The sequence below is a fragment of the Solirubrum puertoriconensis genome, from assembly GCF_001483135.1.
GTDB classification, from domain to species: domain Bacteria; phylum Bacteroidota; class Bacteroidia; order Cytophagales; family Hymenobacteraceae; genus Solirubrum; species Solirubrum puertoriconensis.
This window is the reverse complement of the sequence record NZ_LNAL01000007.1, coordinates 817,389-831,711: the sequence shown is the minus strand read 5'-3', so window position 1 is coordinate 831,711 and position 14,323 is coordinate 817,389. Positions and strand designations below refer to the sequence as shown.

Here is a 14,323-nt window from a genome sequence, read left to right as displayed (position 1 = left end):
ACGCCTGGGCGACCACGCTAATGGCCCACAAGGGCGCATTTCGTAGGGGAGGTTTGGCACATAGATGTCGGCTCGTCACGTCCTGGGGCAGGAGAAGGTCCCAAGGGTTAAGCTGTTCGACGATTAAAGTGGCACGCGAGCTGGGTTCAGAACGTGGTGAGACAGGTCGGTCCCTATATGTGGCGGGCGTTGGAATGTTGACAGGACCTGACCTTAGTACGAGAGGACCGGGTTGGACCAGCCGCTGGTGTACCAGTTGTGCCGCCAGGTGCAGCGCTGGGTAGCTACGCTGGGTCGAGATAAGCGCTGAAAGCATCTAAGTGCGAAACTCACCTGAAGATGAGCATTCCGTTCAAGAAGGTCCGTGGTAGATCACCACGTCGATAGGCCGCAGGTCTTAAGCCGGAGACGGCCAGCCGAGCGGTACTAATGAACCGAACGCTTCCGAATACCGCCTCGTAATTTTTCCGCTGCGTTTGCTGGCCGTGCGTCACAAGCCCACGGCGCCCGCCGCTTCACCAGCCGGGATGTCCGCTACGACAATGGTGGCTTTAGCCCGGGTGTTCACCTCTTCCCATTCCGAACAGAGCCGTTAAGCCCCGGAGCGCCCATGGTACTGCCTTCGCCGGCGGGAGAGTCGGTCGCCGCCAACCTTGTCCCTTGCCCGAGGCCCCCCGCGGGTTCCTGCCCTCCAGGAACCGCCGCGGCGGGGCCTCGGCTGTTTGTACCGCCCCACCGCCCTCGCCCCGGGGCACAACGCGGGCCGCGTTGTGTGGACATACCTTGACTGTATCCCTACCGCAGCCCTTCATCGTCGCCGCTGTCGGTCTGCTTGCTCTAGAGAGGTTCCACTGTCGTTATCGAGCGCATGTGGGGCACCGGTGCGCGGGCTGCGGGCTTCCGAGCCGAGTGCAGACAGCCCTCCGACCAGTGGATGTTCTAGAAATATTCTCTGCCCCATTTGGCTTGCCCGTTAAGCCGGGTCGCACCCCGCAACGGAACTGGAACTGGCGCCATGGTACAAATAGACATCAGACTGAGTTAAGCATATCTTAAAAGCAAGTATTTCTTTGCAGCTCTGCAAGAAGGAATTGCTTTTGTTTAATCCATGCTATTGCTGAGATAAATATCTGGCTCCTGCTATTCATATATAAGCATGTCCTACCTCCAGTTTAACAGCAATCTAATTAAGGCCAAATGTAACTTTCTTATTACTTGCCGAGCTTTTAGTACTTACGGTAGTGTTTATGTAAACGAAAAGCCCTACGCTCGTATGAGCGTAGGGCTTTTCGTTTTCTGACGGAGGTGAGTTGCGTCTTATTTCTTCACAATCATACGTGTAGAGCTCCGCTGTTTGTCAGTTGCTCTTAGAATGTATGTCCCAGCAGCAAGACCATTTAGGTCAATAGTGTTTCTTCTACCCGCAATGATTTTGCTTGTGCGGACGGGCCTGCCTAGTAGGTTAACTACAGTAACCTCAGCATTTGCCTCAGCTTCGAGCGTGAGCAAATCAGGTGTAGGATTGGGATAGGCTTTTAAGCCAGGTATGGGAGTCTCGGTTTCTAAGCGATTGGATGTTATGATACGTTGACCTTGGGAATACCAAACTCCCCATTTTGCATCAGAAATTAGAACCGAGGCATTGCCTGAAGGGGTAATCTTATTACTCTGTAGAGAACGTACAGCAACAACAGTATCACCGCTAGTTGACAACGCTGTAAACAACATTTTATCGTCGAGTTTACTAAAGCTAGGCGTACCTGCTGTGTTGCTGCCATCGAAAATGGTGCCTTCATCACCTGTTTCGAGGTTGATGGCTAATACGGCAAAAGGCGCTGTGGCTGAAGCATCAAAAAAATCGAGCGCCATTATGTTGGGGGAGTTCTTAGCTAACACTGGATTACCGATGCTCACTCCGGCCGGTAGATTTTGTACAAGCTTTTGAATCTGACCATCACCCCAGGAGTTGGCGGCCGTGTTCCAGACACGGAGGAACCCAATATCCCAGAAATCAATATCCTGACCCTGCGAGTTGCGGATTACATTGTACGAATCGTAAAGCAAGTATTCACCTGAGTAGTCCCATTCGAGCGCATCAGCATATAGAACACCGCTGCCTTGCGTACCAGCTGATGTGGGATTGTACAGCTTGTATTTAACAGATTGTCCATTCACTAAATTGAATACATAAATGGAGGTGTCCTGAGTTGTAGTGATAGCGGCTAGTTTGGTGCCATCCTTTGATATGGCCACGTTTTGCCAAACAGGTTGGTTCTGAATAACCGCCTCACTAAAACTGCCTGTGAGTTGCACAGTGCGCAAACGATGCTGAGCATCTACAAACACGGCAACCGTACCAGCATCGTTGATGCTTGGTTTGGATTTGGCCGATGTATTGGAAACCAATTGAAAGCTTTGTCCGGCAGTATTGCTGCGATAAAAAGTGCCATTAACACCTGGGGCAGTGTCGTAGGAAAGAATGTAATCTGGCCCTGGGTTGGCGGGCAAAGTAGTGGTAGGCGGAGGAGCTACGCTGCCAACAATACCAACCGCATTGAAGGCTGCCGTAACGGCTGCTACATCGGAGGAACTTGCACCGTACAGATCAGTGGCTGATTGAATGGCACTTAAGCGCAAATCAATGAACTGCGACGAACGTGTTAGGTAAGCGGTCAGGGCTCGATACCAAATCTGCTCAGCATGCTCGCGACCTAGGGCAGTTGCTACTTTGAAGAAAGCCCAGTTTGGAATACCACTGTTGATGTGTACCCCGCCGTTGTCCTGCGTTCCGGTGTAAAACTCGGACATGTGACGCGGCTGAAAGCCAGCATCGGTTAAGCTGCTACCGCCGTTGTGCGGGTCTTGCATGGATCGGAGAGCACCACTGGGAAAGTAGGAACGGCGCACTACGTCTTCGCCTATAAGCCAATCGCTGCGGTCCATCATGGAGCCGAATACGTCGGCCATGCTTTCGTTGAGCGCGCCGCTCTGGCCTTGGTACACCAAGTTGGCTGATTTCTCTACTACACCGTGGGTCATTTCGTGTCCGGCTACATCAAGGCTGCCAGCGAGCGGTGTAAAACCTACATTGCCTTCGCCGTAGGCTATGAATTTGCCATTCCAAAATGCGTTGTCGAGCCCGGTGCCATCCTCGTCGGCCAGTCGCACAATACTAATCATGGTGCCGCCGGCGCCATCGAGGGAGTTGCGGTTGAAGGTGCTGCGGAAATAGTTGTAAGCCTGGGCCGCGTTGGTGTGGGCCGAAATGGCCGACGGATTACTCCAGGTATTGTTGGTGCTGCCCACATGCGACAACGTCGCATTATTGCTTCGCGTGTTGTTGGCGTCGAGGGTTAGCAAAGCCCCGACAGGAGCATCGGGCATGGTAGAGCGCCCTAGGTTAAACATGGGCTGAGCGCCGTCGATCAGATAAAAGCGACTGTTCCACTCGTAGGTGTTTACGGTGCGGGTGGTGCCATTCAGGTCGCGGGCTTGTGCCGTGCGAGGCCCATTAGCAGTGCACGACGACTCATATTGTTTCAGCACACCGCCCGTGTGTGCATCAATCAAAGTTTCCCAACGCTCGAGCAAAGAGGGGCGGGTGGTTACGTGCCACGCCAATACGGGAGCAGCATTTGCCTCGGGGTGGTATATTACCAATTGGGTGGTTGGGCCAGTGTATTCGAGCAGTTGCTTTTCGTTGGAGCTGAGTTGCGTTACGTGCGTTTTGCTGCGCAAGGCCCCGGCAGCTGTTTCGGCAGCAGTAGAGCCAGCAAGCGAGGGGGCAATAGTGGAAACGGACGACGGTGTGCGGTAATGACGGCCCGAGAACAACTTGGGCTGTCCGTCGGAACCTAAGTGAACAATTACCTCTGCCCCGTACACCGGCAAGCCACGCCAGGTTTGCTCCAAACGCACGTGTGCCTGGCCTAAATTGTCGCGTGTGATACCGATAACGCGAAATTCCTGATCGGGCTGCTGAACCTGCAAATCGATTCGTAGTTCACCCAAAAATGCCAACGTGGCTGCCTCTGGCGATTGAGCGTTACGCTGCAGACTGGCAGACGGCTTCGGTTTCGCGCTAATGAAAACCGGCAGACCAGACTCAGCATCACGCCAAAGCTGTACCGAGCTGATGTTACCACCTGACGGGAGCGGGCGGGCTAGTGTAGCCAGGCGTGCAACTGGTTGCTGGCGCGGGCCACTGTTGCGGTTTAAGCCAGCCGCAACTGAGCCGTCGATGATTGTATTGACGCGAGGTGCAGCAGTAATCGTTTTTGTACGCGTACCGGATTTGAAAGCGGTGCTGGGCGTTTGGGCTTGTGCCACGCCTAACACACAACTAGTCGCAAATAAGCCTGCTAGGGTCAGGTTTGGGTTCATAGCTGAGATGAGCAGATATCGGTTGGTGATCAGAGAAAATCGCACGTGATAGGAGGGAGCGACCCCGGAAAGGCATGGCCTCTTGATTGAGGGAGCAGCCTTGCCAAAGCATGAGGCAAAGGTTTACCTATACTGCGCCTCGTTCAATAGCACGATGATGTGACCTGCATCACATATAGAGGTGCCGCAAACCAGAGAAGCCGAACCCACTTACCGCCTATAGGCACTTGATTTGCACAAGTGATATTTGCCCCACAAGCACGCTCTTGTGCTTGGATGAGAAAACCCCGATAGTGTTGCCCTTGCAATAAAGCTCCGCGGCACCTAGGGCTACAGCCATGAAGAAAACCGCAACGTTGCTATTACTGCTTGCCTTGCTGAGGGCAGTGCCAAGCCGGGGGCAAATGCAAGCAGCAGCAATTGTACCCGACTCGGTAGCCCGTCCGGTACAGCCGCTCACCCTATTTGGTTTTGCCGATGCCTACTACGGTTTCGATTTCACAGGCAGTAGCCAGGAGCGCCCGTTCTTTTTGTACTCACACAACCGCGCCAATGAATTTGCCCTGAACAATGCTATTGTGGGCATGCGATACACCAATGCCCAGGTGCGAGGAGCCATAGCACTGCACGCTGGTACTTATGTTGAAGCGAACTATGCGCGTGAGCCACAGGGGTTGCGCCACGTGTACGAAGCATACGCCGGGTTCAGGCCACTGGCTAAAGTGTGGCTCGACGTCGGCATATTCCAATCGCACATCGGGTTTGAGTCGGCCCTTAGCAAAGACAACTGGACGCTTACTCGCTCGCTTATGGCTGAGAATTCGCCCTACTACGAGGCAGGTGCCCGATTTAGCTATGAACCCACCGCAACGCTCACATTTACCGCACTAGTACTAAACGGTTGGCAAAACCTGCGCGAAAACAACCGCGCCAAAGCCCTAGGTACGCAAGTGCAGTGGAAACCAAACAGTAAGCTTACACTGAATTCTAGCACATTTGTTGGCAACGAGCAGCCAACCGATTCTGTACCGCGTCGGCGCTACTTCCACAATGCGTATGTGAGTTACGTCGTTACGGAGCGGTTGTCGGTAGCCTTGGTGTTCGATGTAGGAGCGCAGCAACGCAACCCTCGAAGCTCCGGAGCTGACTTGTGGCATACCGGAGCCGGTTTTGTTCGTCATCAACTCAGCGAGAAGTGGAGTGCCACTGCGCGGGGTGAATTCTACCGGGCTTCACGCGGGGTAGTGATTCGCTCGGTAGCCCCTGCAGCAGGCGAGCGGTCGGTGCACCTAGGGGGCGGTTCTCTTAACCTCGACTACGCGCCGAGTGAGCATGTGCTGTGCCGCGTGGAAGGCAGAATGTTGCACAGCAACGGAAAGATATTCGAACGACGCAATTCAAATTTTGTCAATAACTATAATAACATCACTTCAAGCGTTGCTATAAGTTTTTGAGCTGCATACCAGGCTTCATTTGTTCGAGCGATGAAGCCGGTTGCCGGCGGAAGCTTGCCAACCGGTGTGGGTTTGCTAACGCTAGGAATGAGCAAGCCAGCTTGAAGCGTAAAGGTGCAGGAACAACTTTTATGTCCAAACGTGGAGCGCAGAACGCTGAAGTCGATACCACTCAACTTATTTATATCAAAGCCGCATGCCAGCAGTTGAAGGTTGTGGCAGCCCGTTGCTACCCTGAGAATTATTGTATTCGTCATCCCGCAGATGTACAGGCTCTGGTCGTTCGGCCGTCCGGCACTTAACTGTTCATTGCTCTCTTATCACTACAGCGGCACAACTCTGGCAATTTACGAGGCGATGAAGCGATGGTATGCCTAGGGCAATGCTACTAGCAATGCACTTTATGATGCACGTCTCGGGGGAGGCAATAGCACCAATATTTGCTGCGCACGTCTCTTGCAAAGCGTTAACAGCATCACGGCTACCGAAAGAGTCTGGCACTTTTTGATGAAAACTTTACGGCCGTGTTGCTTTATAATAGCACGACGCTGCAAGCGGCTTTATGCGTTAGTGGCCGGATTTGTTACTGTTGATATTGAGTTAATTATCAGTTTTTGTTGGTCAAGCCAAGCACAAAGTGGCCATTTGCTTGCTCAAGCGTACACCTTGTGCATATCGTTAAAGTGAACCAAAAGCGAAGGAAATTTTGATAGCGCGTTTGGTGCTTACAGAATCACTTATTACGTTTGCACCACATTTGACGCCTCCTTAGCTCAGCTGGTAGAGCAACTGACTTGTAATCAGTAGGTCGCTGGTTCGATCCCGGCAGGGGGCTCATCTACTGCAAACGCCTTTGTAAATCGATGATTTGCAAAGGCGTTTTGCTTTCTGTGCCTGCTGGGCATTAAAGAGCTTGCGAAAGGATCTGTTGGCGTAACCAAGACAGCTACCATTGGCCGGGCTGCTTGCGTTGAGCAGCCCGGTACCGCTTAGTGCCCACCACGTAGATGGCACCAGCCGCCGCGAAGGGTAGCAGCACAAAGCCGACTTCGTACATATCGGCACCTTAGCCGAAACCCCGCGTCGTAGATGGTGAGGCTAGCGGCAAGCAGGCCGATGAACACTAGGGCCAACGCCCACTTTTGGAAAGGCTTTATAAGCGTATCGGGTTGGTTAATCTTCAATAGTAGAAGTCGGTGCGCCCTTAGCGCTGAGCCATACGCGCCGCACGTTGGCGGGCTGGACCAAGGTCCACGCCGTGCGCCGGCCTTGGGTCAGGCGGGTTTTCAAGATGCGTAAGATGCACACGCAGTTGACCTAGTTGCCCCCAGCACGTGGTAGTGGGTCGCGTCTTCGCCCACGTGGCCCCCGCCTTGCCGGTCGAACACGAGCACGTCGCCGAGCATGGGCGTGACCACACCCGTACCCCACTTGAGCCAACTCTTCGCCCGGGCCGCATCGATGCGACCCGGGCTTGCCGGCGCGTTTGGCCACGATGTCCATGAACGTGCCGCACCAGGGCGTTTCGTCGTCGTGGATCCAGGTTAAGCCCAGATCCTTCAGCCAGCCCAGAATCACGGGATTGTGCTGCGGTCCGGCTTTCTCGGCCAAGCCGAAGAGCCTCATCGCTTCAACCAGGATTTTCGGGCCGCCTTCGCTTTGCAGACAGGCGTAAGCAGTCGGTAGTGCCATGGCGATTAGCGCAGCAAGGTGTAAGCGCCAATAGCCGCGGGCAGCCCCACGCCAATGCCGATGACCCAGCCGAGGCGGGACTTGGCTTTCCACTGCGTGGTGGCTTGCAACTACGTCACCAGCGCGGCGTTCTTCGCGGGCCACACGGTGGTTTCAGTGCGGGCGCCATCCTTGCTAAGGATGCCGATACAGCCAGCTAGCACCGTCAACACGCTGAACATTTCGCCGGCTGTCAGCTTGCCCTGCCAGAAGGCAACGCCGAAGAAGAGCAGCAGCACGCCGGCCGCGGTGGTTTTCCAGTTCGTAACGAACAAGCGGGTTAGCAGTGTTTTCATGGGACTATTTGTGCGAGGTCATCCAGGTATCGTGCACGGCGGCGCGCTGCTCGAGCGATTTCAGACGCACCTCGATGTCGAAATGGATTTTGGCCGCGTTGGCCTTGGCCGCTTCGAGGTCGGCCACGCGCTGGCGCAAGGCATCGTTGCGCACGGCTTCGACCTCCACCGTGCTGGCTGATCGCGCGAGCTTCTCATTCGTGGACTTGATTTCCACGGCCGCGTTGCTGATGATGTATGTGAGCATGCTTTGCGCCAGCAGGAACAGCAGCGACAAGCCGTCTTCAGGCTGTTGGCTTGGCAAGCTGATTCTTGTTGCACGCACCCTTGGAGGGCACAAAAAAGCCCCGCTGCATGCAGCGAGGCTCAAGGCAAAGACGAGGCTGATGCGTTACCAACCCAGGATTTGCCCCAGCAAAACAATCAGCGCCACGGCGCATGCGGCTAACAGCCAAGCGGGGTCCATGGCGGCAATGCGGTCACGTAAAGGCTTTCGCTTTCTTCGGTGCTTCCGTCGTACGATCATAGGCTAGGCGGCAACAACTAGATAGCAATAATAAGATATATAAGCAGACAGGCAACCTGCTCAGGAAGTTGTGCAATTGATGTGGTAGGTTTGCGCCCCTATGCCTCTACCTGCGATTTTTCGTATTACATCGACAAGTCGAATCTTCGGTCTGGATGTACTCCGGGCCTTTGCGATTTTGATGGTGATGATCCTCCACAGCTCCACGTGGGTGTCGCCTCAGTTTACCTTCTTTCACGAGTTCGTGCGCCACTACGACGGGGTGGCTGTGTTCTTCGTGTTGTCGGGCTTTCTGATTGGGGGCGTCCTCATCAAAACGCTGGAAACCAAAGGAGCACACCGAAGCAACCTATGGGACTTCTGGGTACGGCGCTGGATACGCACCGTGCCGCCCTATTTGCTGGTGCTACCGGTGGTAATGGCGTTCGAGATACACAACGGGGTGCCGGCCCGCACCTACCTGCCCTACTTCGTATTTCTGCAGAACTTCAACTGGCCAATCCCGCCTGCCTTCCTGGAGAGCTGGTCGCTAACGGTTGAAGAGTGGTTCTACCTCCTTTCAGCACCTGCGTCCTTCCTGCTGGCCAAGCTGCTGAAGCCTAGGTACGGGGTGCTGCTGGCCGCAGTACTGTTTCTAGTGGGCTCCACTGCCTACCGCTACGACTATTTCCAGCACTACCAACCGCAAGATTGGCCCGATTGGGATGCTCATTTTCGGAAAATCGTACTGCTCCGCTTGGACTCGCTGATGTACGGCGTGTTAGCCGCTTGGGTAGCCTACTACTTCCCGGCTGCTTGGGCGAGGGCAAAATGGCCGCTCTTTGTTGTTGGCTTTGTTGGCTTGAGCATGATAGCCAATCCGGTTGCCCCTAATGACCTGACCCTGTTCACCTGCGTTTGGTCGTTCTCGGTTGCCGGCCTAGGAGTGGCGTTCATGTTGCCGCTGATGAACTCTTGGAAGCACGCCAGCGGGGCCTTAGCCAGCATCGTCACGCACATTAGCTTGATCTCCTACAGCCTGTATTTACTCCATGCCACCATCGTCAACGCGAACATCGCCGTGCCAGTGGTGCGGATGCTGCCCCTTCCCGGACCAGTGAAGTCGTTGGCAGGATTGGCCATTCTGTGGGGGCTTTCGCTGCCATTGGCTACACTCATGTATAAATACTTCGAGGTGCCTGTCATGGCCCTGCGAAATCGACTCAAACAAAAAAGCCCCGCCTAGGTGACGGGGCTTTGGCTTAGAAGCGTTTGACGTTGTCGAACACTGCCGCCGTAGTGGTGGTGGCGCTGGCTGGTACATAGCCGCAGATAAACCCTTTGTCACGTTAAGCGCAAAGGGCGGCGCAGCGCTAAAGTGATGCACGTGGGTGATGCCGTCGGCGCTGGTTTCCTAGTAAATCAGATTGGTGCTGTTGCTATGGCGAATGCGCCAGTAGCGGTGCTCCACCGGGTCGTAAGGCAGGCTTTCGCCCGTGTTGCCCGAAGGCGAAGCAGTCTGGGCGTACACGACTCCGTTTTCCGTTACTCAGCAGGCGCGGCTGTTAATATCGATGCCTATACCCACCTCTGTATTAAAGCTGGTCGGGGTATTGGGAGCTGTTACTACCTCGGCGGCGAAGGAGCCGTTGGTGAAGGGCAGTTCAACCGCCTCCGTGTAGGCCCCATGTGGTAAGAGGGTCGCGACGGTGCGCCTTGTGCAGTTGGTGCCACACTGTAGCTCGCCGGAGTCTTTTCATGGCTGTGGCTAGCGATTGGAATGGGCTTTACGCGAACGATACACACTTAAAGTAATTATTCTAAGCAGAGGCAAATCGCCACTATGTCAGGGTAATGGTCGCTAAGCTTTAACTTTGTTAAATAACTCCGGTGCTATTGCTGCATTTATATCCTACTCCTTTGCAAACTCATGACTCTGTGGCCGATGTAACCATCACGTCCCAGCTACCCACTACTCAAGGCGCCGATAGAAGGAAAATTGACTTAAACATTGAGGCACTACGCGGCTTGGTGGCCCTGTTTGTAGTTTGGGGGCACTTTGTAGCTTTTCGATTACTGGACCCGGCATTCCAGCCCACCGGCAGTTGGGGCGTTGAACCACCTGCGCGACTGTGTGTGCTGATCTTCTTCGTCCTCAGCGGATACGTGATTGGGCTCACCAACAAACACCCGCTGGAAGGCGCTACCATCGCGGGGTATATTAAGAAGCGGGTGGTACGCATCTACCCGATTTACCTGCTTTGCTTTGCCTTGGCCCTGTGGGTGGCTACGCCAACGTATTCTGGGCGGGTAATCCTCAGCCACCTGCTTTTCGTGCAGGGCTGGGTGACGAAGACCATTCCGGAATTCGGTCCGAGCTGGTCGCTGGCGTATGAAATTCTCTTTTACGCCTTGTTCATTCCCGTCTCCCTCTTTCGGCTTGACGCGAAAAAATTGATCTGGCCGGTGTTGGTGTTCGGCATCGCCAACACGTTGTTCCTCCCTTACCTAGGCCCGGCTGTGCTTTCATCCATTTGCTTTGGCTATGTTTTCTGGCTGAGTGGGTTGTGGCTGGCCAAGAACCCCAGTCGGGACGAGGCCCAGATCTCCTACACCGACATGATGGCCATGATCCTTCTGGTGCTGAGCATGGGCCGGTTCAACGTGCTAGCCTCCGTGCTGAGCAGAGTCGAACCCTTCATGTTGGCCGACGCAATTGCGCTGCCACAAGCCTACGTCTGGAACGAGCGGGTGATTCCATTTCAGGAGTTAAGCTTTCTGCCCATCAGCCTAGCAGCTGTGGCCGTATTTGGTAACCGCAGCTTCCCGTTCCGGCCTTGGGTGATTCGATTGCTTTTCCTGGTTCCAGCCGCTTCGTTCCTGTCCATCTACCGGAATTTTGAGCCGACGTTGTTCGCGAAAGAGCTGCCGTTTGTTCTGTTTTACCTCGCCTCAGTAACGGTTTTCTTTTTCGGTCGTTCGTTAGAAAACGGTTTCAGACGCCTCATGAAAGCCGCCGCCGAAACCGGCAAAATTTCCTACGCGATTTACCTGATCCATTTCCCGCTGGTGTCCGGCGTGGCCTGGCTGCCATTGCCGACCGGCTCGGCCGGGTCTTTCCTGCTACGCGCAGCGTTGTGTGTTACTGCTTCGGTGGCTTCGGCCTATGTCCTGGAACGGGTGTTGCAACCTCGCATAAAACGCTTATTCGACTAGCGCAACCACTGACGGCAGCAAGTGCGCCTGGATTTGATACCCGGCAACTCCTACCTTTTTCTTATCGGTGGAGCCATCGGTACGAAGGATCAAATACGCTGCGCCCTGCAAACACCCTTGCAAATCAATGATTTGCAAGGGTGTTTTGCTTGTAAAAAGCACTGTCTGGCAACCATCTTGATTAAGTAGTTGCAGTTACCACGTTCAAAGTGAAGTCCGCAGTTTGGACCTGACCAGCATGCTTGAACTGCAGGAATACGCGGTAAATACCTGGTTGCTCGAAGGCAGAGTTGAAGCCAATAGCAGAGCCAGCGCTGCTTCGGGCTTCTTGCGGGTGAACATGCAGGTACTGCTCGGTGTTTTGGCTGATCACAACCATGTGCCCTTTAGCTCCTAGGTAATTGTCTAGGTCAGTAACGGGCTGCCCGTTGCGGCTTACTTGTACCGATACCGTCGTTGGTTGGCCCACGCTCGTGGGTTTGTCGAAGGACAAGACCGCTTGGTAGCCGTTTTGTTGCCAACGCAGTTGCTCATTGCGGAACTGGAACGCCGGTTTGCGCGGGCCAGCTACAGTTACTTCCTGCCGGGCCAATTGGTGGCTACTGCCTTCGGGCTGGTAATCCTGATAGAGCACATACGGCCCGCCCGTTTTGAACGTGAATGGCACCTCGTAGCGTCCCGAGGCTTGCAATTCAGGGTGCTCGTGGTAGAACTCCGACAAATCCTGGCTCACGATAATCAGGTGCATCTTCTTTTCGTGTACCACAGCCAGCGGCACCTGGGCTTCAGCATTGTTTGTGGCCTGGGGCCGGAACGACATGGTTATGGGCTTGCCAGCTGTAAGTTGAGCCGGGGTAAAGGCCACGTTCATCTGGTAGCTAGGGGTGGCAGTATTGGTTGTGCGCACCAGTGTCATGCCGCACTTAGGGCAGGTGCCGGGTTTGTCGCTAGTAACATCGGGGTGCATGGGGCAGGCGTATGCCTGCTCGGCCGCAGGTTGCTGCGTGTTGCCGTGTTCGGTGTGCGCGCCGTGTTGGTGGGCTTCTTCGGCGGCAGGTTGAGCAGGGGCACTTGTTACCGGGGATGATTCGTTGGAGGTGCAGGCAGCCCACAGGAAAGTGGCGGAAGCCAGCAATGGTATCAGCAGGCGCTTCATAAGGTTGTTAGCGGATAGTGGCATTGTTACGTGTAGTAACAAGGGCTTGGCGGGTAATAGCTCCGGGCCCAAGCGCTGTCAGTCAGGAAAAAGCATGGCCACTCAATTCATCAAAAACGCCTTAGCGAGCTGATGATGGGATTTTTAACTTGATGCACCTAGGCCGGGCTAAGCAAATCATGTAACACTTAACTTGAATCTTATACCTCAAGGGAAACGGGTGCATCATGGTTAGGTGCGTTTACTAAGCGGGCAATCTGTTGATTGATGGATGCAGAATTTCGCCCGTAGCTTAAGTCGATGCCTTGGGTTATGGCCACCTAGGTAAAGCCGAAATGGTGTGGCAAAGCACCTAAATACCGAAGAGCTGCGTTAAACTGGCCGCATTGTACGTCCTTTGCGCTGCGTTTTAGAGCTCTGCATGCCCCAAGAAGATTTGCACTTACGACACGTCGAGGTAGTTCGCTACGTCACGCCCCTGCGCGAAGGCGGCTCACTGCCCGCGCTGGTCGAAGCCGACGACGGTTTCATGTATGTTCTCAAGTTCAGAGGTGCAGGGCAAGGCACCAAGGCGCTAATTGCCGAGCTGATTGTAGGCGAAATAGCCCGGGCAGTTGGCTTGCGCATTCCGGAGCTGGTGTTCTGCCAGCTCGACGAGGCCTTTGGTCGAACGGAACCCGACGAGGAAATTCAGGACTTGCTGCGCTTTAGCACAGGCCTTAACCTAGGATTGCATTTCCTGGCGGGTGCGAGTACCTACGACTCGTTGGTGAATACGCTGGACCCAAAGCTGGCGTCGCAAGTAGTGTGGCTCGATTGCCTCACGCTTAACGTCGACCGTACGGCCCGGAACACAAACATGCTGATGTGGCACAAAGAGCTGTGGCTAATCGACCACGGCGCGGCGCTGTACGTGCATCATACCGGACCCAGCTGGGCTGATGTAAGCCGGCGAAGCTTTGTGCAGGTGAAAGACCACGTGTTGCTGCCGCAAGCCAGCCAACTTGCCGAAGTGAATGCTGAATTTCGGGAAGTGCTAACGCCAGAGCGCATCCGGGCCATTGTAACGTTAGTGCCCGACGATTGGCTGACCGAGCCCGACCTCAGCCCCGATGAGCAACGCAGTGCCTACGTTCGGTTCCTGGAAAACCGCGTGGCTGCATCCGAAACCTTTGTTCAGGAAGCTGAGAATGCCCGAAAAGCACTTGTTTGAGTACGCCGTGCTGCGCGTGGTACCCCGCGTAGAGCGCGAAGAGTTTCTAAACGTAGGGGTAATACTGTACTGCCGTGCCCAAGGCTTTTTGGCCTGCCGCTACGAAGTGCCCGAGGCTAGGCTGCGGGCGTTTGTGGGGGCCGAGCTGGACCTAGCTGATTTGGACGAAAGGCTGCGCTCATTCGAGCGCATTTGCCGTGGCCGAAAAGAAGGCGGGCCCATTGGGCAGCTTGGCGTAGCCGAGCGTTTCCGGTGGCTAACCGCCACTCGCAGTACCATCATCCAAACCTCGGCGGTGCACCCAGGCATGTGCGCCGACGCCAACGCCGCTCTCGACCGCTTGTACACCCAGTTGGTGGGCTAGCCGCC

9 protein-coding genes, 1 tRNA gene and 2 rRNA genes are annotated in these 14,323 nt (G+C 54.9%); 8 read left to right on the top strand and 4 right to left on the bottom strand.

Annotated elements, in window-relative coordinates:
- Window positions 1–450: ribosomal RNA gene (locus ASU33_RS14065) — 23S ribosomal RNA — on the top strand; the annotation flags it as partial.
- 91 nt (window positions 451–541) lie between these two features.
- Window positions 542–653 (top strand): 5S ribosomal RNA (gene rrf / locus ASU33_RS14060).
- Between the two features lie 664 nt (window positions 654–1,317).
- Here rrf and ASU33_RS14055 read toward each other — a convergent pair.
- A complete protein-coding gene (locus ASU33_RS14055; RefSeq protein WP_078063129.1) occupies window positions 1,318–4,383 on the bottom strand; it encodes a M4 family metallopeptidase in 3,066 nt (1,021 codons plus the stop codon).
- 404 nt (window positions 4,384–4,787) lie between these two features.
- Between ASU33_RS14055 and ASU33_RS14050 the strand changes: the two genes are divergently transcribed.
- Together ASU33_RS14050 and ASU33_RS14045 are read left to right on the top strand one after the other, a co-directional pair.
- Window positions 4,788–5,837: a porin gene (locus tag ASU33_RS14050; protein WP_160328199.1), complete on the top strand. Its 1,050-nt coding sequence runs from the start codon at window positions 4,788–4,790 to the stop codon at window positions 5,835–5,837.
- A gap of 762 nt (window positions 5,838–6,599) precedes the next feature.
- Window positions 6,600–6,672 (top strand) — tRNA-Thr (locus ASU33_RS14045).
- Between the two features lie 967 nt (window positions 6,673–7,639).
- Here the strand turns inward: ASU33_RS14045 and ASU33_RS14040 are convergent.
- Window positions 7,640–7,864, bottom strand: coding sequence for a hypothetical protein (locus tag ASU33_RS14040; RefSeq protein WP_059071439.1), 225 nt, complete (start codon window positions 7,862–7,864; stop codon window positions 7,640–7,642).
- Window positions 7,865–7,868: 4 nt separating this feature from the next.
- A complete protein-coding gene (locus tag ASU33_RS14035; RefSeq protein WP_059071438.1) occupies window positions 7,869–8,141 on the bottom strand; it encodes a hypothetical protein in 273 nt (90 codons plus the stop codon).
- 349 nt (window positions 8,142–8,490) lie between these two features.
- On the opposite strand from ASU33_RS14035, the gene ASU33_RS14030 reads away from it, so the two are divergent.
- The gene (locus tag ASU33_RS14030) at window positions 8,491–9,615 is read left to right on the top strand and encodes an acyltransferase family protein (RefSeq protein ID WP_078063128.1); all 1,125 of its coding nucleotides are present in this window, start codon (window positions 8,491–8,493) and stop codon (window positions 9,613–9,615) included.
- A 674-nt stretch (window positions 9,616–10,289) separates the two neighbouring features.
- Window positions 10,290–11,585, top strand: a complete 1,296-nt coding sequence (locus ASU33_RS14025; protein WP_160328198.1) for an acyltransferase family protein — start codon at window positions 10,290–10,292, stop codon at window positions 11,583–11,585.
- A gap of 181 nt (window positions 11,586–11,766) precedes the next feature.
- On the opposite strand, the gene ASU33_RS14020 is transcribed toward ASU33_RS14025, so the two are convergent.
- On the bottom strand, window positions 11,767–12,741 hold the full coding sequence (locus ASU33_RS14020) for a DUF8832 domain-containing protein (RefSeq protein ID WP_059071435.1): 975 nt from the start codon (window positions 12,739–12,741) through the stop codon (window positions 11,767–11,769).
- A 421-nt stretch (window positions 12,742–13,162) separates the two neighbouring features.
- On the opposite strand from ASU33_RS14020, the gene ASU33_RS14015 reads away from it, so the two are divergent.
- A complete protein-coding gene (locus tag ASU33_RS14015; RefSeq protein WP_059071434.1) occupies window positions 13,163–13,954 on the top strand; it encodes a HipA family kinase in 792 nt (263 codons plus the stop codon).
- Entirely contained in the window at window positions 13,932–14,318 is a 387-nt protein-coding gene (locus ASU33_RS14010) for a DUF3037 domain-containing protein (RefSeq protein ID WP_059071433.1), read from the top strand. Before ASU33_RS14015 ends, ASU33_RS14010 begins: the two co-directional genes overlap by 23 nt.
- Window positions 14,319–14,323 lie beyond the last annotated feature (5 nt).